Below are 24,227 nucleotides of genomic sequence, written 5' to 3' on the forward strand. Positions count from 1 at the left end.
CAGCATTTTATAACATTCAAAAGGGAAATGCTTCAGCTGAACGAATTTTAACAGTTTTAGAAACCAAAAATACCATTGTAGATAAACCAAATGCTTCAAAAAAAGATACATTTAAAACTGCTATTTCTTTTGAAAATATTTCATTTAAATATTTAAATGAATATGTTCTTAAAGATTTCTCTTTACATATTCCAAAAGGGAAAACAGTAGCTTTGGTTGGTCAATCTGGTAGTGGGAAATCTACACTTGCAAATTTAATTACACGTTTTTATGATGTAAATACTGGAGTAATTAAAATTGATGGAGTTGACATAAAAGACATTCAACAAAAATCACTGCGTAATTTAATGGGAATAGTTTCACAGGAATCAATTTTATTTAATGACACTGTTAAAAATAACATAAGTTTAGGTGTTGAAAATGAAACAATTGAACAGGTAATTGAAGCTTCTAAAATTGCGAACGCACATGAGTTTATTAAAGATTTACCTAACCAATACGAAACAAATATTGGTGACAGTGGAAATACGCTTTCTGGTGGACAAAAACAACGTTTAAGTATTGCGCGTGCTGTACTTAAAAATCCTCCAATAATGATTTTAGATGAAGCTACTTCTGCACTTGATACCGAGAGCGAACAATTAGTACAAAAAGCACTAGAGAAAATGATGGAAAACAGAACGTCATTAGTTATTGCTCACAGGTTATCTACAATTCAAAAAGCCGATTTAATTGTAGTTATGAAAAAGGGTAAAATTGTTGAACAAGGTAAACACGAAGAGTTAATTACAAAAAAAGGTGAATACTTTAAGCTAGTTACTATGCAATCTTTTTAAATAATTATTAATTACTAACTATTTTCAATCCTAATTTCTCAGCTCTTTTAAGCATAAAAGCATAAGCTTCATCATAATTATTAGTTATTTCACCTTCTAAAATTGCTTCTTTAATAGCATCTTTAATTGTTCCAATTTCTCGGCAAGGTTTTAAGTTAAAGGTTTCCATAATTAATTCACCAGAAATTGGTGGTTGAAAATTACGAACGTGGTCTCGTTCTTCAACTTCTTTAATTTTTTCTCGAACAATTTTAAAGTTGTTATGGTACTTTTTAAATTTAGCAGGATTTTTAGTGGTAATATCAGCTTCACACAACGTCATTAAACTATCAATATCATCACCTGTATCAAAAATTAAACGTCTAACCGCTGAGTCAGTAACATCAGTTGCCAATACAATTGGACGAGAACTTAAATAGACCATTTTCTGAACAAATTTCATTTTCTCATTCAAAGGCATTTTTAACCGTTTAAATAATTTATACACCATTTTTGCACCTACAAATTCGTGGCTATGAAAAGTCCAACCAATAATAGTATCAAATTTTTTGGTAGGTGCTTTACCAATATCATGCAAAAGCGCAGCCCAACGCAACCACAAATTATTGGTGTTCTCAGAAATATTATCTACCACTTCTAAAGTGTGGTAAAAGTTATCTTTATGCTTCTGCCCTTCTACTTCATCTACACCTTGTAAATTAGTAAGTTCAATTAAAAAACGTTCCAATAAACTTGTTTTATGAAGCAATAATAATCCAACTGAAGGAACTTTAGAAAGCATTATCTTATTAAATTCAACTATAATACGTTCACAAGTAATAATGTCTAATCTACTTGCATTTCGTTTAATTGCACTTAGTGATTCACTTTCAATATTGAAATTTAATTGAGATGAAAAACGTACAGCACGCATCATTCGCAATGGATCATCTGAATAGGTAATATCTGGATTTAAAGGTGTTTTTATGACTTTGTTTTGCAAATCATTTAATCCGTTAAAAGGATCTAGCAATGTTCCAAAATCTGTTTTATTTAAACTTAATGCCAACGCATTTATAGTAAAATCTCGTCTATTTTGATCGTCTTGTAAAGTTCCATCTTCAACAACGGGATTTCTACTATCTTCATTATAAGACTCCTTTCTAGCGCCAACAAATTCAATTTCAATATCTTCAAAACGTAACATAGCTGTTCCGTATGTTTTAAAAACTTGTACTTTTGGGTTGTTAGGCAACAATTTTGCAACCTCTTTAGCTAAGTCAATTCCGCTACCAATAGCTACAATATCAATATCGTCAGGAGTTCCTCGCTTTAAAAAATAATCACGTACAAAACCCCCAATAACATAGGTTTCTAATTGTAAATTAGTGGATGCTTTTGATATATATTCAAAAATAGGATGCGTTAATGCATCTTTATAACTGTTGTTTATTGACATAAATTAATTTCGAAGTACTATTAGCTCACCGTTATCAGCTACTTTTAATATGGTAGAAGATTTATCATTGACTACTTCGCTATGCAAATTTACAATATAGTCTACGCTATCCAAAATTGATTTATCTATTTCTTTAAAACATTTAGGAGTTTTATTTCCGCTAATATTTGCTGAAGTTGAAACTATTGGTTTCCCAAATGCAGTAATTAATTGCTTACAAAAATCGCTTTTAACAATTCTAATCGCCACAGAGTTATCTTTTGCCACCACATTTTTAGCTAAACCAATTGGATTGTTATAAATAATAGTTGTTGGTTTTGTAGTTTTTGACAAAAGACTTAAAATGTTTTCTGAAATTGTTGGAATGTATTTTTGAAGCATTTCAATACCATCAACTAAAATTATTAAACTTTTACTTTCGTTTCGTTCTTTAATCTTAAAAATAGTTCCCACAGCCTTTTCTGAAGTTGCATCACAACCAATTCCCCAAACAGTGTCAGTTGGATATAAAAGTATTTTTTGATTATTTAATACTTCTAGAGATTTATTTAATTCTAACTTTAGCATACTAATTTTGCAAAAATAAACCTTTAAATAATAGTTATAAAAAAAACTTCAAAAAATATTTTTTGAAGTTTTTTTAATTTATTCTGAGTTTCTAATTAAACTGCAACATCATTTTCACGAAGCGCATCATTTAATGAGGTTTTTTTATTAGTACTTTCTTTACGCTTACCAATAATCATAGCACAAGGAACATTAAACTCTCCTGCAGGAAATTGTTTTTTATAACTACCAGGAATTACTACAGAACGAGCAGGAACTCTCCCTTTCATTTCAATAGGTTTATCACCAGTAACATCAATAATTTTAGTGCTCATTGTTAAAACCACACCAGCACCTAAAACAGCTTCAGTTTCAACATGAACACCTTCAACAACAATACAACGAGAACCAACAAATACATTGTCTTCAATAATAACTGGAGCGGCTTGTAAAGGTTCTAAAACTCCACCAATACCAACTCCACCACTTAAATGAACATTTTTTCCAATTTGAGCACAACTACCTACTGTAGCCCAAGTATCAACCATAGTTCCTTCACCTACATAAGCACCAATATTTATATAACTTGGCATTAAAATAGTTCCTGGAGCAATATAAGAACCGTGACGAGCAACTGCATGCGGTACAACTCTAATTCCTTTTTCTTTATAACCCGTTTTTAATGGAATCTTATCATGATATTCAAAAATACCAACTTCTAAAGTTTTCATTTTTTGTATAGGAAAATATAATACCACTGCTTTTTTCACCCATTCATTTACTTGCCAGCCACCATCAATAGGTTCAGCTACACGAAGTGTACCACTATCTAATAAATTAACAACTTCACGAATTGTATTTTGAGTAATTTCTTCTTTTAACAATTCTCTATTTTCCCAAGCGGCTTCTATAATTTTTTTTATTGCATTCATTCTTTAAAAATTCTATTGAGCACAAATATATAGTTTAAAAAAAAATTATCGTTCAAAATCACTAAATTTGCACAACTTTAAAAATATCGTTAATATTTTGGCTCGAATTTTAGCTTTTGATTACGGAGAAAAAAGAACTGGCATTGCTGTAACAGATGAATTACAAATTATTGCATCAGGGTTAACTACAGTTAATACTAAAAAAATATTCTCTTTTTTAACTGAATATTTAAAAACTGAACGTGTAGAATTATTTATTGTTGGAGAACCAAAACAACTAAATAATACTGAAAGCGAAAGCGAACAATTTATAAGGCCATTCATTTTAAAATTAAGTCAAACATTTCCAAAAATTCCAATAAAAAGAGTTGACGAACGTTTTACTTCAAAAATGGCTTTTCAAAGCATGATTGATAGTGGTTTGAAAAAAAAACAACGTCAAAACAAAGCTCTTGTTGATGAAATTAGTGCAACCATTATTTTACAAACTTATTTAAATCAATAATAAAAGGTTTAAAAAGGAAATGACTTTTTGAGTTTTTCTAAATCTATCTCAATTTCATATTCTTCAAAAACATTTAGAATTTCATCTAAATTTTTAAATTCCTCAAATTGATAAGGAGTTTTATCTAAACGCCCTACCGATTCAAAATAATCTCTAAATTTAAAACCCGACCCAAAAACTTTATCTGAAAATTCTACCCAAACAGATGGTATCTTATATGCATCAGCAATAATTATCCCATGCAGTGAACTTGAAATAATTTTTTCGCACTTCAACATTTCATCAACAACTTTTAATGGGTTTTTATTTTGAACATCAATAATATTAATTGCAGGATTATTAGAAAATAGACTTTTTAATAATGAGTTATTTTTATCGTGATAATGAGGAATAATACCTAATTTATAGTGTGCTGTTTTATGTTTTGCAGGATATACTTCAGGTAACAATAATGCAGGATCACCATAAATTTTAGGACAATCTACACCAAGTTCAATCAATTTCGCTCTAGTTAAAGGACCTCTAACCGCTAAAACCTTTTTGGGAAGTTCATCACAAATTGAATCAGCAGAAATAAAACCACTTCCCCAAATAATAGAATTACGAGTACTTCTTTGCAGAATAGAACCTATCATAAAATAGTGTGTAAGTTTTCTACACTTTCTTTTCGATATTCTTTTAACTTTTTTTGAACCAAAAAAATTAGCAATTATTGGGTTTAAAATATCTCCAAAATTATTTCTATGCGCATCATAAGAAAGGTAAATACTATTATTTTTATCTGATTTAAACCAAGGGAATTTAAAACTCATATCTATATTTTTACCAAAATTACCTAAATTAAATAACACAACAAAAGTATCAGGTTTTATAAACTCTACTATTTTTTTATACTAAACTTTCATTTAATTTTCAGTTTAATGATAACTATTTCATTATTTATCTAATCTTTTGTACTTTTGCAAACCAAAAAAAGAATATGATATTACCAATTATTGCATATGGCGACCCTGTTTTAAGAAAAGTAGGTATTGATGTTGATAAAGAGTACCCAAATCTTTCTCAACTTATTCAAAATATGCAAGAAACCATGGTAAATGCAAACGGTATTGGTTTAGCTGCGCCTCAAATTGGTAAAGCAATTAGAATTTTTATTGTTGATACTTCTCCGTTTGAAAATGATAAAGATCTAGATGAAAATGAGCGTAATTTTTTAGCAACTTTCAAAAAGGTTTTTATTAACGCTAAAATAATAAAAGAAGAAGGTGATGAATGGGCTTTTAACGAAGGCTGCTTAAGTATTCCTGATATTACTGAAGACGTATACAGAGAAGAAAAAATTACTATTGAGTATTTAGATGAAAATTTTAAAAAACACACCGATGTACTAGACGGACTAGCCGCAAGAGTTGTTCAACACGAATACGATCACATTGAAGGAATATTATTTACCGATAAAATTTCATCATTAAAAAAACGATTAATTAAAAAGAAATTAGAAAATATTTCAAAAGGAAAAATAAATCCAAGTTACAGAATGAAATTTCCTTTTCTAAAAAAATAAGAATATTATGGAATTAAAAGATATAGTTGCAATTAACGGAAAACCAGGATTATACGAAATTAAAGCACAATCTAAAGGTGGTATTATTGTAGAATCGCTAATTGATTCAAAAAGATTTCCAATTACTGTTACTCACAACATTAGCGCTTTAAACGAAATTGCAATTTATACGTATGAAGAAGAAATTCCGTTGCGAATTGTATTAAAAGGCATTGGTGAAAAAGAAAGTGGTAAAGAAGCTATTAGCCATAAAGAAAGTGGTACTATTTTAACTTCATACTTTAGAGAAATATTACCAGATTTTGATGAAGAACGTGTATATACTTCAAATATTAAAAAAGTATTACAATGGTATAATTTATTAGCTTCAAAAAGCTTTGATTTTACAGCAATAAAAGAGGCCGAAGAGGAAACTGAAGAAGCTTAATTTATGAATACTCGCGAACAGCAATTACAAGCATTTGGTCGTTTATTAGACATTATGGATGAGTTGCGCTTAAAATGTCCGTGGGATAAAAAGCAAACTTTTGAATCACTGCGGCATTTAACTATTGAAGAAACCTATGAATTAGGTGACGCAATTCTTAATAATGACTTACAAGAAATTAAAAAAGAGTTAGGAGACGTTTTACTTCACATTGTTTTTTACGCTAAAATTGGTTCTGAAACCAATGATTTTGACATCGCTGATGTTGCAAATTCTATTGCCGAAAAACTAATTTATCGTCACCCGCATATTTATAGCAATGTAGAAGTGAAGGATGAAGAAGAAGTGAAACAAAACTGGGAAAAACTTAAATTAAAAGAAGGTAAAAACTCTGTTTTAGAAGGTGTTCCAAAATCGTTACCTGCTATGGTAAAAGCAAACAGAATTCAAGATAAAGTTGCAGGTGTAGGTTTTGATTGGGAAAAACCAGCACAAGTTTGGGAAAAAGTACAAGAAGAACTTTCTGAATTAAATACTGAAATTAAGAAAGGTAATACAGATGCTATTGAAGCCGAATTTGGTGACGTTTTATTTTCAATGATTAATTATGCTCGTTTTATAAACGTAAATCCAGAAAATGCTTTAGAACGCACCAATAAAAAATTTATCAATCGCTTTCAATTTTTAGAAAAAGAAGCTAAAAAAATTGGTAAAGATTTGCATGATATGTCACTCACTGAAATGGATGTATTTTGGAATGCATCAAAAAAATTCTACAAATAAAATCAGCTGTATTATTTCAATCAAAATATTTTTCTACCTTAGTAAAACAAATATACTATTATGGAGAAAATTGTAATTATAACTGGAGGGAATAGAGGTTTAGGTTTAGGCTTAGCAAGTGTTTATCATAAAAATGGCTATAGAGTAATTTCAATTTCAAAAAGTAACATTGAAAAATTATATACTGTTGAACATTATCAATGTGATTTAAGCAAACCAGATACTATTGAAAATACAATGGTAGAAATATTTTCTCATTTTGATAAAAATAACACTGTTAATTTAACGCTAATTAATAATGCTGGAAATTTAGGAACGGTAAATACTTTAGAAAACATTTCTCCATCAAATATTAGCTATACTATTCAAGTTAATTTAGTGGCTCCATTAATTTTAAATTCTCTATTTATAAAACTTTCAAAAGATTGGGATTGTAAAAAGCAACTATTCAATATTTCATCTGGTGCAGCTATTAACCCATATGAAAGCTGGGCTATGTATTGCTCTTCAAAAGCAGGTGTAGACATGATGACTAAAGTACTTTCTAAAGAACAAAAAGAGGTGCAAAACGGTGTAAGTATTGTTTCTATTTACCCAGGAATTGTTGACACAGATATGCAAGCTGAAGCAAGAAACACACCCAAAGAAAATTTCAAGTCAGTTCAACGGTTTATTGATTTTCATGAACACGGTGAATTAATTTCACCTAATGAAGTTGCTACTAAAATTTACCATTTAGATATTTCTGGTGAATTAAAAAACGGGCGAATTTTAGATATAAGAAACGTATAAAAAAAGCAGCCAATTGGTAGTCATGGTCGGAAGATTTTTTCTTCCGACTTTTCTATTTTATAAAGGATCACAAAGTAAATTAATCATCTGATTCTCAATTATTTACCTTGCGTGTTTGACATAATTTTCGTATCTTAATATCTGCTAATCAGTTTATTATGTCGATATTTAAAGGTCACAAAATTTCAGTAAATCAATTATTAAGAGTTATTCCAGAAGCTCTTTTATCCAAACTCTCGATAACCACTAAAGTAGATTACTATGCTAAAGTTCTTCACGGAAAAAAAATGTTCTATCTTTTATTATATGGTATTTTAGAAAACGAAAAACTTAGTCAGCGTACTTTAGAAGACACATTTAATGATGTGATTTTTAAAACACTCTTTGATTTGGATAAATCAGAAAGTATAAGGCGTAGTTCTATTTCAGAACGACTCTCTAAAATTGATTCTGATTACTTTAGGCAGATCTACCAATGCGTTTACAGGCAATTTTATGATGCTTATCCAAATAAAGGCAACGCAAAACACCAATTAATTCATGTTGATAGTTCTATGGTTAGTGAAGCAGCAGGAAAACTGTTAGAAGGACTTGATAATAAAAGTGGTAAAAAGTCAGTCAAATATAGTGTTGCATTTGATGGTTTATTGCCTTGCCATTTTGATGTGTTTACTAAATCAAAGTATTCTAGTGAGAACATAGCTTTACCAGAAGCTATAATGAATCATGTGAAGCAAGAAACTCACCATCAAAATATTTATGTTATTGATAGAGGACTTCAGTCTACAAGAACGATGAAATCATTTAGTAATGATGCTGTTACTTTTATTGTTCGAGCAAAAGAAAATCGAAAACATGTAGAACTACAATCATTACTTAAGCAAGGTCAAGATTTAGATTTAGGAGAACTGACCCTTGTTAAAGATAGTAAAGTGCATCTTTATACAGGAAGACCTATCAACAACAAAAAAGGGAATATTCACTATAGAGAAGAATTGGTAGAAACCCCTTTTCGCCTAATTGTTGCGAAAACAAAAACAGAAGATTCTAAAGTCTTTTGGTTTATTACCAATAATTTTGATTTATCTGCTAAACAAGTTGCTCAAGCCTATAGAAGAAGATGGGATATTGAAGTATTCTTTCGTTTTATAAAACAAGAACTAAATGTAAGCCATCTTGTTTCGTTAAACAAAAATGGAATAGAGGTCATGCTATATATGACTTTAATTGTTGCCATGTTAATCTTAATATATAAGAAAGCCAACAAAATAGGTTATAAAACCGCTAAAAGAAGATTTAAAATGGAGCTTAGAAACTTGGCTATTGCTATGATTGTTGTAAAATGTGAAGGCAAACTAGACCATTTTGAAACCTAAAAAAAATGGTCGAAATTTCTTCCGACCATGACTAGCCAATTGGCTGCTTTTTTTGATTATAATTTTTTAGCGTTTTTAACTTTTTGTTTTGTTAAAGCTAAATCTATAACTTCTTTCATTTCAGAAACATAATTAAATGTTAATCCTTTTAAATAAGATTGTTTAATTTCTTCAATATCTTTTCTATTCTCTACAGAAAGAATTAATTCTTTAATATTAGCGCGTTTTGCTGCCAATATTTTTTCTTTAATTCCACCAACTGGTAATACTTTACCTCTTAAAGTAATTTCACCCGTCATGGCTAATCTAGATTTAACTTTTCGCTGTGTAAATACTGACACTAATGATGTTAACATGGTAATACCTGCACTTGGCCCATCTTTAGGCGTTGCGCCTTCAGGAACGTGAATATGCACTTTGTATTTGTCTAAAATTTCACTATCAATTCCAAAATCACTTGCATTTGCTCTAATATATTCCATAGCAATTGTTGCAGACTCCTTCATTACTTTCCCTAAATTACCCGTAATTGTAAGTCCTTTTCCTTTTGAAATAATAGATTCAATAAATAAAATATCACCTCCAACACTTGTCCAAGCCAAACCTGTTACAACACCTGCAACATCGTTACTTTCATATTTATCACGCTCTAAATGTGAGGGTCCTAATACTTTTTCAATAATTTCTATTGAAATTTTAGTATCGTACTCCTCCTCCATTGCAATAGATTTTGCTGCAAAACGCACCATTTTAGCTATTTGTTTTTCTAAACCTCTTACTCCAGATTCACGAGTATAAGCTTCAACAATTTTTTCCAATTGTTTTTTTCCTATTTGAAGGTGCTCACTAGTTAAACCATGTTCCTTTAACTGTTTTGGCAATAAATGACGTTTTGCTATTTCAACTTTTTCTTCAATAGTATAACCCGAAACGTTAATAATTTCCATTCTATCACGTAAAGCCCAAGGAATTGTTGATAAACTATTTGCTGTTGCAACAAACAACACTTTAGATAAATCGTAATCTTTTTCTAAGTAATTATCGTAAAAAGTAGTATTTTGCTCAGGATCTAAAACTTCTAACATTGCTGAAGATGGATCTCCATTATGACTTGAGGAGGCTAATTTATCAATCTCATCCAATACAAAAACAGGGTTTGATGTTCCTGCTTTTTTAATGTCTTTAATAATTCTACCTGGCATTGCACCAATGTACGTTTTTCTATGTCCACGTATTTCAGCTTCATCACGCACACCACCTAAAGACATTCTCACATACTTCCTTCCCAATGCTTCAGCTATTGATTTTCCTAAAGAAGTTTTACCAACTCCTGGAGGGCCGTACAAACAAATTATTGGCGATTTCATATCGCCTTTTAATTTCAACACAGCTAAATGTTCAATAATACGTTCTTTTACTTTATCCAACCCAAAATGATCTCTGTCTAATATTTTTTGAGCTCGTTTTAAATCAAATTTATCTTTAGAATATTCGTTCCAAGGTAACTCTAACAATAAATCTAAATAATTGCGCTGAATTGAATACTCAGCAGCTTGTGGGTTCATACGTTGTAAACGCCCTAACTCTTTATCAAACGTTTCTTGAATATCTTTATTCCACTTTTTAGATTTAGATTTCACACGCATTTCTTCCAAATCCTCATCGTACGAAACGCCTCCTAATTCTTCTTGAATTGTTTTTAATTGCTGATGTAAGTAATATTCACGTTGTTGCTGATCCATATCAGAACGTGTTTTAGATTGAATATCACTATGCAATTCTAAACGCTGTAACTCAGCATCCATCTTTTTCAGCGTCAATAAAGCACGTTCTTTTAAGTTCGTAGTTTCTAATAATTCTTGTTTTTCTTCAACTTTTAAGTTCATATTAGACGAAACAAAATTTATCAAAAATGGTTTACTTTCAATATTTTTTATTGCAAAAGAAGCTTCTGAAGGTAAATTTGGATTTTCCTTAATAATACGAACAGCCATCTCTTTAATTGAATCTATAATTGCTACAAATTCAGGTTCTTTCTCTTCTGATCTATCTTCAACGCGTGCTTTTGTAGTTGCCTGTATATAAGGTTCTTCTTGTACAAAAGTATCAACTTCAAATTGTTTTTTTCCTTGAATAATTACAGTTATATTTCCGTCAGGCATTTTTAGCATTCTTAAAATACGTGCAACTGTTCCAACTTTATGAATATCATTAATTGTTGGGTCTTCAACTGTTTCATTTTTTTGTGCTACAACACCAATAATTTTATTTCCTTTATTTGCTTCCTTAATTAATTGTATTGATTTATCTCTTCCTGCAGTAATTGGTATTACAACTCCCGGAAACAAAACAGTATTACGCAATGGCAAAATTGGTAATACATCTGGTACATCTTCTTTATTTATTTCCTCTTCATCTTCAGGGGTCATTAAAGGTATTAAATCAGCATCTTCATCTAAAATGTGCTGTAATGACATATTGTCTATATTTAAAAATTTTGATTTACTCATAGTCTTTATTGGGTCATTTTGTCATTAATAAATTCCTTTTTGAAGAAAACATTAAAACGAAAATGATTTATTTTTCTGATTATCAATAGTTTATAATTGCGCTAACAATATTTTCAATTATTAAATTTCAATTGTTATGCCAAATAAGTGAAACCTAAACATATTTTTTTAGTAACTTTAAATAAAACTGTAACAGTTTACAAATAACAATGTCTTTAATATAGAAATCAATTTTTGGAAGTACAGATTCAACATAAAAACCAACTTGTAGAACGTTGTAAAAAAGGTGATAAAACAGCACAGTTTTCACTGTATAAACAATACTATAAAGCAATGTATAATACGGCTTTAAGAATTGTAAATAATAGTTTTGAAGCTGAAGACATAATGCAAGAATCATTTTTAGCTGCTTTCACAAAATTAGATTCATTTAGTGAAACTGTAACTTTTGGAGCTTGGTTAAAAAGAATTGTAATAAATAAAAGTTTAACAGCTTTAAAAAATAATAACAAACTAGAAACTGTTTCACTTGAAAAAGTAACTGTAAAAGATGTTGAAGATGAAAAGCACGATTACAGTTTGTTAAAAACGAGTGACATTTTAAACAAAGTAGCGCAACTTAAAAATAATTATAAAGTGGCATTAACGTTAAATTTAATTGAAGGATACGATTATGAAGAAATAGCTCAAATTATGGATATAAGTTATGAAAATAGTAGAACAACTGTATCTAGAGCAAAAAATAAATTAAGACAACTTTTATCTCAATAAAAATGAAAGATAATTTAGAACATACATTTAAAGAGTTAGAAAATCAATTTGATATTGAAGAACCATCTATTGGTCATTTTAACAGGTTTGAAGCTAAACTAAACAGTAAACCTACTTCAAAGAAAAGCTTTAAATTATTTTCGTATGCAGCTGTTGCAGCCTCCATAATATTAATGGTTGGCGTTTGGATGGGAGCATCATTCTCTAATAAAGGAATGGAATTAGCAGGTATTTCTTCTGAAATGGAAGAAACACAAAGTTATTTTATTACAACAATTCAAAAAGAACTTTCAACAATTGAAAATGAACGAAATACTACAACTGAGCAACTAATTAACGATGCTCTTTTACAAATAAACAAACTAGAAAATCAATACCAGCTACTTACTTTAGAGCTCAAAGAAAGTAGTGAAGACAGAAGAATTATTTACGCAATGATTTCAAATTTTCAACAACGTATTGATATTTTACAAAGTTTGTTAATTCAAATTGAAACAATAAAACAATTAAAAACACAAAACAATGAAAACTATATATAAAATAGTACTTATAATTTTCCTAATACCACTTACAATTACTGCTACTGATAAAAAAGGAAAATATACCAAGTCTAAAACCATAAATAAGGAGTATAAAGTATCTAAAGATGCTACTTTAAATGTGAATAATAAATATGGAAATATTACAATTGCAAGTTGGAATGAAAATAAAATTGTAATTGACATAACCATTACTACCAATGGGAATGATGAAGATAAAGTTGAAAAACGTTTAAAACAAATTGATGTTGAATTTGAAGCAAGTTCAAGCAATGTTTCAGCTAAAACTATCATTGAAAAAAACTCAAGCAATTGGAACTTATGGGGGAAAAATAATAATGTAAATATGCAAATTGATTATATTATTAAAATACCTGTAACAAATAATGTTGATTTAAATAACGATTACGGAGCAATTAGTTTAGATAAACTAGAAGGAACTTCAAAAATTAATTGTGATTATGGTAAATTAACTATTGGTGAATTATTAAATGCTAACAACCATATTAATATAGATTATACCAATAAATCAACTATTGATTTTATGAAAGATGGTGAAATTAATGCTGATTACTCTACACTGCACGTTGAAAAATCTGGAAAAATTAAATTAAATGCCGATTATTCACATATTTCTTTTGGGAAGCTTGAAAGTTTAAATTACAACTGTGATTATGGAGATTTAAAAATTGAAAATTGTGAAAGTTTAATTGGAAATAGTGACTATATGCATACAACTGTTGGAAAGTTAAGAGAGATGGGAGATTTAAATGCTGATTACGGTTCAATAAAAATTAAAGAGTTAGATACTAATTTTAAAAGCATAAAATTAACATCTTCATATACTAACGTGAAATTTGGTGTAAGTTCTTCAGCATCATTTAATATTACTGCTTCTATAAATTATGGTGAATTTAAATTTGATGAAGGTTTTACTTTTACCAAAGAAATTAAAAAATCAACTTCAAAAAAATATGAAGGATATTTTAATTCATCAAACTCAAATAGTAGCATTATTTTAAAAACTAGCTATGGAAATGTAACGTTTAATAGTTATTAAATTTTGAACATAAATACCTTGAAATTTTAAAAAAGTCGAGATTTAAAATCTCGGCTTTTTTATTTAGGCCACTTTATAGTATCATCATCAATAAATAATGGTGACCATTGTATTTCATCTAAAACACCATCGTTTAGCCAAAAGTTAATAGATTTTTCATCTATTTCAATTACTTTTTGATCTTCACTATCATTTTCTGAACAATCTTCTAAATTTAAGCCCCCTAAATTAATATCTTTCAAATATTTTAATAAATCGCTTTCTTCTAAACCAACTAATTTTTTTCCTTGCAACTGATAAAATTTAGAAGAAACTGAAATTAAAAGTAATTTCCAATCTTCCTCTTCATCAAAACTAAGCGATAGTTTTAATTCATCATATTCCCAAGCTTCTGTTAAGTCTTCATTAGAATCGGAATGAGAATACTTATCAATAAATGATGGTTCTCCTATAATTAATTTAACTTCAGCTCTAGACATTCCAAATTTTAAATTGCCCAAACCAAAACCTGGTTTTATTTCTTTTAATGCTTCTTTCATAATTTTATATGGATTCATTACCCTAGCAAATACAATTGATTATTTATAAGTCTATTATAAAATTAACTTTTCCCAAGTTTCCTTAAAGCTACCCATTGTCTAAACATATCTCTAGAATCGGTTGCTGGATAACCCACTACCGTTTTACCAGCAGCAACATCGCTCATTACACCAGAACCTCCACCAACAACAGCACCTGAATGAATTGTTAAATGATCCTTTATTGAAGAACTTCCTCCTATAATAACGCCATCTCCTAAGGTTACAGAACCTGCTAAACCACTACTTCCTGCCATAATACAAGAACGGCCTAAAACACAATTATGAGCAATTTGAACTAAATTATCTATTTTACAACCATCACCAATAACAGTAGAACTAAATTTTGCTCTATCAACTGTAGAGTTAGCACCTATTTCAACATAATTTCCAATTACAACATTTCCTATTTGAGGTATTTTTACAAGACCTCTTCCATCATCACTAGGTCTGTATCCAAAACCATCAGCGCCAATACTAACATTCGTATGAAAAATACAGTGACTTCCAATTTCACAACGCTCACGAATGACCGTACCTGACCAAATAACAGTATGACTTCCTATTATTGTTTCATCAAAAATGGAAACATTTGGATATAAAATTGCACCGTCACCAATTACAACACCTCTACCAATATAGCAATTAGCACCAATCTTACAACCATTTCCAATACTAGCAGATTCATGAATTACAGCTGTAGGATGAATATCAACATCAAATTGAGGTGGGCAAGGATTAAATGCTTCTAACAATTTTGCCATCGCTAAATCCGCATTTTTTACTTTAATTAATGCTTGGTTATCTTTAGGTTCAATCTTTAAATTATCGTTTACAATTGCAGCACTTGCATTGGATTTATCCCATAAGTGCACATATTTCCTACTACCAATAAATGTAATTTGATTTTTAGTTGCTTTTTCTAATTGCTCAGGGGAAGTAATTTTTTGGTCTGTATTCCCAACTAACTCACCTTTTAAAATTGTATTGATTTCTTGAATTGTAAATGATTTCATTATTTTCTATTTTTTTAACAGCGATAACTTAAGGTTATAAATATTTTGTTAAATATATCAATATATTTAGAGTATGAAAGTTCAATTGCAAATTTATCTTTCATTTACAATAAATTTAAACTTTCTTTTATAAAATGCTCTAAAATCAATAATTGTATTATAATATTTCCATCAAAAATCCGTACTTTTCAAACTTTAAATTTTTCTGCCTAAATGAAAGTATGTATTGCTGAAAAACCAAGCGTTGCTAGAGAAATTGCTACTGTTTTAGGAGCAAACACAAAACGCGATGGTTATTTTGAAGGAAATGGTTATGCAGTAACCTATACTTTTGGGCATTTATGTACTTTATTTGAACCTAATGATTACAAGCCTTACTGGAAAAGCTGGGATTTGAATAATTTACCAATGCTTCCAGAAAAATTTCAAACAAAAGTTGTTTCAAATGATGGAATTCAAAAGCAATTTAATATTGTAAAAAGCTTATTTGATAAAGCGTCTGTTATTATAAATTGCGGTGATGCTGGGCAAGAAGGAGAATTAATTCAACGTTGGGTTATAAATCAGGCGAATTATAAAGGTGAAGTTTTGCGCTTATGGATTTCTTCTTTAACTACTGAAGCTATAAAAGAGGGATTTCAAAATTTAAAACCTTCTGAAAATTACGATAATTTATATTATGCTGGGTTTTCAAGAGCAATTGGAGATTGGTTATTAGGAATGAATGCCACCAGATTGTACACTGTAAAACACGGTGGATACAAACAAATGCTTTCTGTAGGAAGAGTTCAAACTCCAACTTTAGCAATGTTAGTAAATAGATTTAAAGAAATTGAAAGTTTTAAACCTAAACCTTATTGGGAATTACAAACATTGTATAGGGAAACACTCTTTAATTGTGAAGAAGGTCGGTTTTTAAAGAAAGAGGAAGGTGAAATTTTCGCAAATAAAGTAAAAGAAAGTGATTTTGAAATTGTTTCCATTACAAAAAAGAAAGGTACAGAGTACGCTCCAAAATTATTTGACTTAACTGGTTTACAAGTTTATTGCAATAATAAGTTTAGTTTTTCGGCTGATGAAACCTTAAAAATTGTTCAAAAACTATACGAACAAAAAGCCGTTACTTATCCAAGAGTTGACACCACATTTTTACCTAATGATGTATACCCAAAAATTGAAGGTATTTTAAAAAATTTAACCAACTATAATGCTTTAACTCAACCTTTATTAAAGAAAAAAATAAAGAAATCATCAAAAGTTTTTGATGATAAAAAAGTAACCGATCACCACGCAATTATTCCAACTGGAGTTCAAATAAATTTGCAATACGCTCAACAACAAGTTTATGATATTATAACAAAAAGATTTATTGGTGTTTTTTATGAAGACTGTAAAGTTTCAAATACTGCAGTAATTGGAAAAGCAGATGATGTAACTTTTAAAACTAGTGGGAAGGAAATATTAGAAAAAGGTTGGCGTATTGTTTTTGAAACTCCTGGAGTTGAAAAAAAAGAAGTTGGAATTCTACCAACATTTAAAAAAGGAGAAAAAGGAAGTCATATTCCATCATTTCTAGAAAAACAAACCAAGGCTCCAAGTTATTATACAGAAGCTACACTTTTAAGAGCAATGGAAACTGCTGGAAAACAAGTAGATGATGACGATTTACGCGAAGTAATGAAAGAAAACGGTATTGGTCGTCCTTCTACTCGTGCAAATATTATTGAAACCTTATTTAGACGCAAATATATTGAGCGTAAAAAGAAAAAGCTTATACCAACTCTTACTGGCATTCAGTTAATAGATACCATACAAAATGAATTGTTAAAATCTGCCGAATTAACTGGTAGATGGGAAAAAAAATTAAAAGAAATTGAGCAAGGAAATTTTAATGCCGGAACATTCATAAAAAACATGAAAAATATGGTGGATAATTTAGTGTACGAAGTTCGTTCTGAAACTAGAAGAGCTAATATTTCATCAACAAACATTGCTAAAACAACGGTAAAAAAAATAGCAACTAAAAAAACTGGAATTACTGCAGAAAAATGTCCTAAATGTAAAAATGGCACCATTTTAAAAGGTAAAATAGCTTATGGTTGTAATGATTATAAAAATGGTTGTACACTTCGTCTTCCATTTAACTTTTTAGATAAAAAGATTTCAGAAAATCAATATATACGTTTATTAAATAAAGGATGTACAGTAAACTTAAAAGGTTTTAAAACTGAAACTGGCACAACTGAAGGTTTAGTCCGTTTTGATGAAAATTTCAACTTAAAATTAGAAGAAAAGAAAGTTGTTAATAATAAAATTCCTGACATATTAACTTGTCCTAAGTGTAAAAAAGGAACTGTACTTAAAGGAAAAACGGCTTATGGTTGTAGTGAATTTAAAAGTGGTTGTGATTTTCTTTTTAATTTCGATAAAATTAGAGAAAAAGCAGCAGGACAAAAACTTACCAAAGAATTAGTTTATGAAATTTTAAATGGAACAGCTTAAAAATTCTCAACAACATCAGCATTTTATAATTTTTAAACCATTTGGTTATTTAAGTCAGTTTGTGAATAATCAAACCAGACGTAAAAATAAAAAAATGTTAGGTGAATTATATAATTTCCCTAAAAATACGATGGCAATTGGGCGCTTAGATGAAACTTCAGAAGGGCTTTTATTTCTAACAACTGATGGAAAAGTGAGTGAGTTTATTAGAAGTAGTAAAGTTGAAAAAAAATACTACGCACAAGTTGATGGAAAAATTACTTCAGAAGCAATTGAGCAATTAAAAAATGGTGTAGAAATTAGCACTGAAACTGGTCTATATTTTACAAAAAACTGTATTGTTAAAAAAATAGATAAAACTCCTCAACTCCCCAAAAGAGCAAAAAAAATTAGAGATGATAGGCACGGCTCAACTAGTTGGGTTTCTATTACTTTAAGAGAAGGTAAATTTAGACAAGTACGTAAAATGACGGCCGCTGTAGGTTTTCCAACCTTACGGTTGGTAAGGGTTAGAATTGGCGTAATTCACATTAATAATATGGTTGCTGGTGAAGTTATAAAACTTAACAAGTTAATTTAAAATTTTCTATATTTTTCAGTTATTTCAAAAATATGTTCAAAAATACGTTGTTCAACTTCGTTAAATTCTAAACTTCTTCTTTTTAAAACTAAATTAGCTGTTTCATTAGCTTTATTAATTTGATACGTTGAAAATCCTGCTGCACCACCCCAACTAAATGAAGGTATAAAATTTCTTGGGAAATTGCTTCCATAAATATTACAACTAACGCCTACAACAGTTCCCGTATTAAACATGGTATTTATCGCGCATTTAGAATGATCACCCATCATTAAACCGCAAAATTGTAATCCAGTTTTAGTAAATCTACCAGCTTCATAATTCCATAATTTAACCTCAGCATAATTATTTTTTAAGTTTGAATTATTAGAATCTGCTCCAATATTACACCATTCTCCTAATACGGAATTCCCTAAGAATCCTTCATGTCCTTTATTTGAATAACCCATCAAAACTGAATTATTTACTTCTCCTCCAACTTTACAATAAGGACCAATTGTTGTTGCTCCATAAATTTTGGCTCCCATTTTAATAACTGACTGTTCTCCCAAACTAAAAGGTCCTCTAATCAAACTTCCTTCCATTATTAATGAGTCTTTTCCAATATAAATTGGACCTTCAGTAGCGTTTAAAATTGAAAAAAGAACTTGAGCGCCTTCTTCAATAAATATATTTTTTTCATTAATACATTGAACTCCTACAGGGATTGACTGAGATTTTCTTCCTTCAGTAATTAATTCAAAATCATCACTAATTGCTTGATCATTTAGAGAAAATATATCCCACGTATTTTTAATTTGAATTAGATCAAAATTAAAATCTTCATGTTCATAATTTTCAAAATTAACTTCTTCTTGTGTTTCATTGGTAAAAAAAGCAATGACTTCTTCATTCTTAAAAAGAGCCTGATTTTCTTTAAGGTTTTTAACTTTTTCTATTAATGCTTTGGTTGGTAAAAAAGAAGCATTAATCATTATATTTTGCTCCATTTCAACCATTGGGTATTTTTCTTCTAAATACTCTTCAGTTATAGTTGTAGTTGTATAACCTAGTTGTTTCTCCCACTTTTCACGAATAGTTAATATTCCTACTCTTAAATCGGCAACTGGTTTGGTATAAGTAAATGGCAATAGTGTATTACGTACCGTACCATCAAATAAAATATAATTCATTTTTAAAATAATTTAAACAAATGTACAGTAAGTTTTTTAGTAGTCAAACTAAAAAAAATGTGTTCTTATAATACTTTATATTTTTTCAAATAAGTATCAATATTATCAGCAATATCATAACAAGCGCTTACCGAATTTATTTCAGAACAATAACGAGAATCTATTGCGTGGTTTTTACAACCAATAGCTCCCATTTCTATTTGTTTAAAATTTGAGTCAATTTCAACGCACTTATTGTATAAAGTTTCAATGGTTTCATTGGGTTGAAGTGTTACTTCATTTTTGGTTAAAAACCCTTTCAAGTAATTTTCTATCGCAAATTGAGAATTTTTACAAACCGAATAACTTACAAAATCTTCAGCTGGTTTAAATAGTTCTTCTTTTGCTGTTTCTAGTTTTTTTGTTGCTTCTTTTAAAAAGGCTTCAGATCTAGATTTCATATGCTTAAAATTTATTTTTGATGTTTTTTAAAACTATAGTTTTTATATATTATTATACGATATAATAGTACTATAAAACGACACTTAAAGGTACAAAAAAAGTGCCAAGTATAATAACTTGGCACTTCAAAAATTAGTGTAATTTATAAATTTTTATAAAGTTCTAATCGTTCCCATTGAACATCTACTTGTTCTTGGGCTTTATCTAACAGTTCTTTACCTAATTCTGCATTTTCTTTAACAACTCTTGTAAAACGAGTTTCAGTATACATAAACTCTTCTAAAGGTGCTGAAGGTGCTTTTGAATCTAATTTAAATTTCTTTCCTTTTTTAGCTAAAGGATTAAATCTAAATAATGGCCAATAACCTGTTTCAACAGCTTTTTCTTGGTGTGACGTTCCGTCTTTTAAATCATAACCGTGTTCCCCACAATGTGAATAAGCTATAATTAATGATGGCCCTGGATAAGCTGCTGCTTCTGCAATTGCTTTTAAAGTTTGGTTATCTTTAGCTCCAATTGCAATTTGAGCAACATACACATTCCCATAAGAAACTGCTTGTAATGCTAAACTTTTTTTAGCAGTTGGTTTTCCTGAAATTGCAAACTTAGCACTTGCTCCCATTGGAGTTGCTTTTGATGCTTGTCCACCAGTATTTGAATATACTTCAGTATCCATTACTAAAACATTGATATTTTCTCCTGATGAGAATAAGTGATCTAAACCACCATAACCAATATCATAAGCCCAACCATCTCCACCAAAAATCCAAACGTCTTTTTTACGTAAATATTCAGAAAGGTTTCTTAGTTTTTTGGCTTCATAAGTATCTATCGTATCTAAAATTACATTTAGCTCTTCAATACTGTTTAATTGTTGCTCTTTTAAAGCTTCTGTACCTTCAACATTATCAACTAAACTATTAACTAAAGTACTTCCTATTTTTCTTTCTAATGATTTTAATAAATCAAATGCAATTTCTTGTTTTTTAGATAAAGCTAATTTCATACCTAAACCAAACTCTGCGTTGTCTTCAAATAAAGAGTTTGCCCAAGCTGGTCCTCTACCATCTTTATTAGTAGTATAAGGTGTTGTTGGTAAATTACCTCCGTAAATTGAAGAACAACCTGTTGCATTAGCAATTGAGATACTGTCTCCAAATAATTGAGTAACTAATTTAATATAAGGTGTTTCACCACAACCTGAACAAGCTCCTGAGAACTCGAATAATGGTTGCAAGAATTGTGAACCTTTAACTGTAGAAGTTACTAATTTTGTTCTATCATAATCAGGTAAATCAATAAAGTGATTCCAGTTTTCATTTTCAACTTTTTCTACATCTGGTTTTTTAGCTAAGTTAATTGCAAAAGTATTTGCAACTTCTTTACTTTCAGCTGGACAAACAGCTACACATAAATCACACCCTGTACAATCTTCAGGAGAAACTTGTAAAATATAACTTTCAGTTTCACTATTAAATGGTCTTCCTTTTGCAGGAACACGTTTTAGTGAATCTGGAGCATCAACTAATAAATCATTAGAAACCACTTTTGCTCTAATTGCTGCGTGTGGACAAATTGCTACACACTTATTACATTGTGTACAAAGGTCTGCATCATCCCAAGTTGGTACAAAATCTGCAATACCACGTTTTTCATATTTAGTTGTTCCTGTTGGGAAAGTTCCATCAACTGGGAACGCACTTACTGGTAAAGAATCTCCATTACCTGATAAAATAGTTCCTAAAATTTCTCTTGTAAACTCATCTGCATCTGCAGTCATCATAGCTGCTAAATCATTTTCATTAGTAGTATGACGAGGATATTCAACTTTTTGAAGGTTTTCTAAAGATTTATCAACCGCATTAAAGTTCATTTCAACAACGCCTTCTCCTTTATGAGAATATGATTTTACAATTGCATCTTTAATTTTCTTAATTGCCTCATCTTTAGGTAAAACACCTGATATTGCGAAGAAACAGGTTTGCAATATTGTATTTGTACGTTTTCCTAAATTAGCTGCTTGAGCTACTTTAGTTGCATCAACCACATAAAATTCAACATTATTATCAATAATTTTACGTTGTACAACACCTGGTAATTCTTCCCAAACTTTATATTTAGAATGTGGAGTGTTTAATAAAAAAGTACCACCTTCTTTAATGTTTTTTAAAATATCATATTCATTAACAAAATTTGGTTGATGACAAGCAATAAAATTAGCATTGCTAATTAAATATGAAGAATAAATAGGGTCTGGACCAAAACGTAAATGAGATACTGTTTGAGCTCCTGCTTTTTTAGAGTCATAAACAAAATATCCTTGCACGTAATTATCAGTAGTTTCACCAATAATTTTAATAGAGTTTTTATTTGCTCCAACTGTACCATCAGATCCTAAACCATAAAACATACAATTAAAAGTATCTTTACTTAATTTAAATTCAGTATCATATTCTAAACTTGTATGGGTTACATCATCATTAATACCTATTGTAAAATGATTTTTAGGAGAATTCTTATCTAATTCATCATAAATACCTTTTACCATTGCAGGTGTAAATTCTTTTGAAGAAAGACCATAACGACCACCAACAATAGTTGGCATGTAATCACTCATTTCAACAAATGAAGTTACAACATCTAAATATAATGGCTCACCTACACTTCCTGGTTCTTTAGTTCTATCTAATACAGCAACTTTTTTAACTGTTTTAGGCAATCTTTCTAAGAAATCTGCTAATGAGAATGGACGGTATAAACGAACAAATAATGCTCCTACTTTTTCACCATTTTCTACTAGTGTTTCAATAGTTTCATTTACTGGACCTTCACCTGAACCCATAATAATAATTACTTTCTCAGCTTCTGGGTGTCCTACATAATGGAATAAGCTATATCTTCTTCCTGTTTGTTTATAGAATTCATCCATTGTATCTTGTACAATTTCAGGAACTTTTTGAAAATATGTATTTGCAGCTTCACGTGCTTGAAAAAATACATCAGGGTTTTGAGCTGTCCCTCTTAATACAGGATTATCAGGATCCAATGCATTTTTCTTAAGTTTCATTACCTCTTCTTCTGGCATCATTGATTTTATAACTGAATCAGGAATAGCATCAATTTTAGAAATTTCATGTGAAGTTCTAAATCCATCAAAAATATTCATAAAAGGCACTCTACTTTTTAAGGTAGCAACTTGAGATATTAAAGCAAAATCATGAGCTTCTTGAACATTCCCTGCAAATAACATAGAGAAACCTGTTGAACGAGCTGACATTACATCTGAATGATCTCCAAAAATTGATAACGCGTGTGTAGCAAGTGTTCTTGCAGCAACATGTATAACATTTGGCAATAATTCACCAGCTATTTTATACATATTAGGAATCATTAATAATAATCCTTGTGATGCCGTAAACGTAGTTGTAAGTGCTCCACCTTGTAAAGAACCGTGTACAGCACCAGCTGCACCACCTTCACTTTGCATCTCTACAATTCTTGGAACATTCTCCCAAATATTTTTCTGTCCTTTTGCACTATAAACATCAACATGTTCTCCCATTGGTGATGCTGGGGTAATTGGGTAAATTGCACAAACTTCGTTTGTTTTGTGAGCAATAATTGCTACTGCTTCATTAGCATCACAAATTAACTTTTTTTTCTCTTCTTTCATTATACGTTGTATTTACTTATGATAATTTGTAAAATGAATTGTAGATGTAAAATCTTTTAACAAATCATTTTATTAAACTGTTCAATTTTGACAGAGTAAAACTAGAAGAATAATGGAAAGGGTACAATGATATATATCAGCTAATTAACGTACAAAATTATTTAGAATTAATTAAAACAACACAAT

The 24,227-nt window shown here is 29.7% G+C and carries 22 protein-coding genes; 12 read left to right on the top strand and 10 right to left on the bottom strand.

Annotated features, from left to right (window positions below):
- The coding region (locus tag GQ540_RS00070) for an ABC transporter ATP-binding protein (protein ID WP_291795453.1) at nucleotides 1–836 on the top strand (836 nt) is incomplete at its 5' end.
- A 7-nt stretch (nucleotides 837–843) separates the two neighbouring features.
- Here GQ540_RS00070 and GQ540_RS00075 read toward each other — a convergent pair.
- The 3 genes from GQ540_RS00075 to GQ540_RS00085 all read right to left on the bottom strand — a co-directional run bounded on the left by GQ540_RS00075 (nucleotide 844) and on the right by GQ540_RS00085 (nucleotide 3,752).
- Nucleotides 844–2,274, bottom strand: coding sequence for an HD domain-containing protein (locus tag GQ540_RS00075; RefSeq protein WP_291795456.1), 1,431 nt, complete (start codon nucleotides 2,272–2,274; stop codon nucleotides 844–846).
- A gap of 3 nt (nucleotides 2,275–2,277) precedes the next feature.
- On the bottom strand, nucleotides 2,278–2,841 hold the full coding sequence (locus GQ540_RS00080; RefSeq protein ID WP_291795459.1) for an L-threonylcarbamoyladenylate synthase: 564 nt from the start codon (nucleotides 2,839–2,841) through the stop codon (nucleotides 2,278–2,280).
- Between the two features lie 95 nt (nucleotides 2,842–2,936).
- Nucleotides 2,937–3,752: a 2,3,4,5-tetrahydropyridine-2,6-dicarboxylate N-succinyltransferase gene (locus GQ540_RS00085; protein ID WP_291795464.1), complete on the bottom strand. Its 816-nt coding sequence runs from the start codon at nucleotides 3,750–3,752 to the stop codon at nucleotides 2,937–2,939.
- Nucleotides 3,753–3,849: 97 nt separating this feature from the next.
- Between GQ540_RS00085 and ruvX the strand changes: the two genes are divergently transcribed.
- A complete protein-coding gene (gene ruvX / locus GQ540_RS00090; RefSeq protein ID WP_291795467.1) occupies nucleotides 3,850–4,257 on the top strand; it encodes a Holliday junction resolvase RuvX in 408 nt (135 codons plus the stop codon).
- An 8-nt stretch (nucleotides 4,258–4,265) separates the two neighbouring features.
- Here the strand turns inward: ruvX and GQ540_RS00095 are convergent, their stop codons facing one another.
- Nucleotides 4,266–5,069 (bottom strand): polysaccharide pyruvyl transferase family protein, encoded by an 804-nt coding sequence (locus tag GQ540_RS00095; RefSeq protein ID WP_291795470.1) that lies wholly within the window; start codon nucleotides 5,067–5,069, stop codon nucleotides 4,266–4,268.
- Nucleotides 5,070–5,236: 167 nt separating this feature from the next.
- On the opposite strand from GQ540_RS00095, the gene def reads away from it, so the two are divergent.
- From def to GQ540_RS00120, 5 genes are all read left to right on the top strand, one after another.
- Nucleotides 5,237–5,821, top strand: a complete 585-nt coding sequence (def, locus tag GQ540_RS00100; protein ID WP_291795471.1) for a peptide deformylase — start codon at nucleotides 5,237–5,239, stop codon at nucleotides 5,819–5,821.
- Between the two features lie 7 nt (nucleotides 5,822–5,828).
- Complete coding sequence (locus GQ540_RS00105) at nucleotides 5,829–6,248, top strand: DUF5606 domain-containing protein (protein WP_291795474.1); 420 nt, start codon at nucleotides 5,829–5,831, stop codon at nucleotides 6,246–6,248.
- A gap of 3 nt (nucleotides 6,249–6,251) precedes the next feature.
- Entirely contained in the window at nucleotides 6,252–7,031 is a 780-nt protein-coding gene (gene mazG / locus GQ540_RS00110) for a nucleoside triphosphate pyrophosphohydrolase (RefSeq protein ID WP_291795477.1), read from the top strand.
- Nucleotides 7,032–7,091: 60 nt separating this feature from the next.
- Nucleotides 7,092–7,823 (top strand): SDR family NAD(P)-dependent oxidoreductase, encoded by a 732-nt coding sequence (locus GQ540_RS00115; protein WP_291795480.1) that lies wholly within the window; start codon nucleotides 7,092–7,094, stop codon nucleotides 7,821–7,823.
- A gap of 158 nt (nucleotides 7,824–7,981) precedes the next feature.
- Nucleotides 7,982–9,199, top strand: coding sequence for an IS4 family transposase (locus GQ540_RS00120; RefSeq protein ID WP_291795483.1), 1,218 nt, complete (start codon nucleotides 7,982–7,984; stop codon nucleotides 9,197–9,199).
- 56 nt (nucleotides 9,200–9,255) lie between these two features.
- Here GQ540_RS00120 and lon read toward each other — a convergent pair whose 3' ends face one another.
- Nucleotides 9,256–11,709 carry an endopeptidase La gene (lon, locus tag GQ540_RS00125; protein WP_291795486.1) on the bottom strand — a complete coding sequence of 818 codons (2,454 nt, stop codon included), beginning with the start codon at nucleotides 11,707–11,709 and terminating at the stop codon, nucleotides 9,256–9,258.
- A gap of 234 nt (nucleotides 11,710–11,943) precedes the next feature.
- On the opposite strand from lon, the gene GQ540_RS00130 reads away from it, so the two are divergent.
- The 3 genes from GQ540_RS00130 to GQ540_RS00140 are packed head-to-tail and all read left to right on the top strand — an operon-like array spanning nucleotide 11,944 to nucleotide 14,079.
- Nucleotides 11,944–12,480: an RNA polymerase sigma factor gene (locus GQ540_RS00130; RefSeq protein ID WP_291795489.1), complete on the top strand. Its 537-nt coding sequence runs from the start codon at nucleotides 11,944–11,946 to the stop codon at nucleotides 12,478–12,480.
- A 2-nt stretch (nucleotides 12,481–12,482) separates the two neighbouring features.
- The gene (locus GQ540_RS00135) at nucleotides 12,483–13,019 is read left to right on the top strand and encodes a hypothetical protein (RefSeq protein WP_291795492.1); all 537 of its coding nucleotides are present in this window, start codon (nucleotides 12,483–12,485) and stop codon (nucleotides 13,017–13,019) included.
- Complete coding sequence (locus GQ540_RS00140; protein ID WP_291795495.1) at nucleotides 13,003–14,079, top strand: hypothetical protein; 1,077 nt, start codon at nucleotides 13,003–13,005, stop codon at nucleotides 14,077–14,079. The genes GQ540_RS00135 and GQ540_RS00140 overlap by 17 nt, the downstream gene beginning before the upstream one ends.
- A 59-nt stretch (nucleotides 14,080–14,138) precedes the next feature.
- On the opposite strand, the gene GQ540_RS00145 is transcribed toward GQ540_RS00140, so the two are convergent.
- Nucleotides 14,139–14,618, bottom strand: a complete 480-nt coding sequence (locus GQ540_RS00145; protein ID WP_291795497.1) for a hypothetical protein — start codon at nucleotides 14,616–14,618, stop codon at nucleotides 14,139–14,141.
- Nucleotides 14,619–14,680: 62 nt separating this feature from the next.
- Nucleotides 14,681–15,673, bottom strand: coding sequence for a UDP-3-O-(3-hydroxymyristoyl)glucosamine N-acyltransferase (gene lpxD, locus GQ540_RS00150; protein WP_291795499.1), 993 nt, complete (start codon nucleotides 15,671–15,673; stop codon nucleotides 14,681–14,683).
- Nucleotides 15,674–15,886: 213 nt separating this feature from the next.
- Here lpxD and GQ540_RS00155 point away from each other — a divergent pair, with 213 nt between their 5' ends.
- Both GQ540_RS00155 and GQ540_RS00160 read left to right on the top strand, forming a co-directional pair.
- A complete protein-coding gene (locus tag GQ540_RS00155) occupies nucleotides 15,887–18,175 on the top strand; it encodes a type IA DNA topoisomerase (protein WP_291795503.1) in 2,289 nt (762 codons plus the stop codon).
- Complete coding sequence (locus GQ540_RS00160) at nucleotides 18,162–18,755, top strand: pseudouridine synthase (protein WP_291795506.1); 594 nt, start codon at nucleotides 18,162–18,164, stop codon at nucleotides 18,753–18,755. Before GQ540_RS00155 ends, GQ540_RS00160 begins: the two co-directional genes overlap by 14 nt.
- Here GQ540_RS00160 and GQ540_RS00165 read toward each other — a convergent pair.
- The 3 genes from GQ540_RS00165 to nifJ form a co-directional block, all read right to left on the bottom strand.
- Nucleotides 18,752–19,927, bottom strand: a complete 1,176-nt coding sequence (locus GQ540_RS00165; RefSeq protein ID WP_291795509.1) for a GlmU family protein — start codon at nucleotides 19,925–19,927, stop codon at nucleotides 18,752–18,754. The genes GQ540_RS00160 and GQ540_RS00165 overlap by 4 nt on opposite strands.
- 65 nt (nucleotides 19,928–19,992) lie before the next feature.
- A complete protein-coding gene (locus GQ540_RS00170) occupies nucleotides 19,993–20,367 on the bottom strand; it encodes a HEPN domain-containing protein (RefSeq protein WP_291795512.1) in 375 nt (124 codons plus the stop codon).
- Nucleotides 20,368–20,510: 143 nt separating this feature from the next.
- Complete coding sequence (gene nifJ / locus GQ540_RS00175) at nucleotides 20,511–24,041, bottom strand: pyruvate:ferredoxin (flavodoxin) oxidoreductase (protein ID WP_291795515.1); 3,531 nt, start codon at nucleotides 24,039–24,041, stop codon at nucleotides 20,511–20,513.
- Nucleotides 24,042–24,227: the final 186 nt, after the last annotated feature.

The sequence above is a fragment of the Lutibacter sp. genome, assembly GCF_013139515.1.
Classification (GTDB): Bacteria; Bacteroidota; Bacteroidia; order Flavobacteriales; family Flavobacteriaceae; genus Lutibacter.

Bases quoted from the DNA above. Each gene is read 5' to 3' on its own strand.
- GQ540_RS00075 (WP_291795456.1), bottom strand. From the start codon at position 2,274: ATGTCAATAAACAACAGTTATAAAGATGCATTAACGCATCCTATTTTT.
- GQ540_RS00080 (WP_291795459.1), bottom strand. From the start codon at position 2,841: ATGCTAAAGTTAGAATTAAATAAATCTCTAGAAGTATTAAATAATCAA.
- GQ540_RS00085 (WP_291795464.1), bottom strand. From the start codon at position 3,752: ATGAATGCAATAAAAAAAATTATAGAAGCCGCTTGGGAAAATAGAGAA.
- GQ540_RS00095 (WP_291795470.1), bottom strand. From the start codon at position 5,069: ATGAGTTTTAAATTCCCTTGGTTTAAATCAGATAAAAATAATAGTATT.
- def (WP_291795471.1), top strand. From the start codon at position 5,237: ATGATATTACCAATTATTGCATATGGCGACCCTGTTTTAAGAAAAGTA.
- GQ540_RS00105 (WP_291795474.1), top strand. From the start codon at position 5,829: ATGGAATTAAAAGATATAGTTGCAATTAACGGAAAACCAGGATTATAC.
- mazG (WP_291795477.1), top strand. From the start codon at position 6,252: ATGAATACTCGCGAACAGCAATTACAAGCATTTGGTCGTTTATTAGAC.
- GQ540_RS00115 (WP_291795480.1), top strand. From the start codon at position 7,092: ATGGAGAAAATTGTAATTATAACTGGAGGGAATAGAGGTTTAGGTTTA.
- GQ540_RS00120 (WP_291795483.1), top strand. From the start codon at position 7,982: ATGTCGATATTTAAAGGTCACAAAATTTCAGTAAATCAATTATTAAGA.
- lon (WP_291795486.1), bottom strand. From the start codon at position 11,709: ATGAGTAAATCAAAATTTTTAAATATAGACAATATGTCATTACAGCAC.
- GQ540_RS00135 (WP_291795492.1), top strand. From the start codon at position 12,483: ATGAAAGATAATTTAGAACATACATTTAAAGAGTTAGAAAATCAATTT.
- GQ540_RS00140 (WP_291795495.1), top strand. From the start codon at position 13,003: ATGAAAACTATATATAAAATAGTACTTATAATTTTCCTAATACCACTT.
- GQ540_RS00145 (WP_291795497.1), bottom strand. From the start codon at position 14,618: ATGAAAGAAGCATTAAAAGAAATAAAACCAGGTTTTGGTTTGGGCAAT.
- lpxD (WP_291795499.1), bottom strand. From the start codon at position 15,673: ATGAAATCATTTACAATTCAAGAAATCAATACAATTTTAAAAGGTGAG.
- GQ540_RS00155 (WP_291795503.1), top strand. From the start codon at position 15,887: ATGAAAGTATGTATTGCTGAAAAACCAAGCGTTGCTAGAGAAATTGCT.
- GQ540_RS00160 (WP_291795506.1), top strand. From the start codon at position 18,162: ATGGAACAGCTTAAAAATTCTCAACAACATCAGCATTTTATAATTTTT.
- GQ540_RS00165 (WP_291795509.1), bottom strand. From the start codon at position 19,927: ATGAATTATATTTTATTTGATGGTACGGTACGTAATACACTATTGCCA.
- GQ540_RS00170 (WP_291795512.1), bottom strand. From the start codon at position 20,367: ATGAAATCTAGATCTGAAGCCTTTTTAAAAGAAGCAACAAAAAAACTA.
- nifJ (WP_291795515.1), bottom strand. From the start codon at position 24,041: ATGAAAGAAGAGAAAAAAAAGTTAATTTGTGATGCTAATGAAGCAGTA.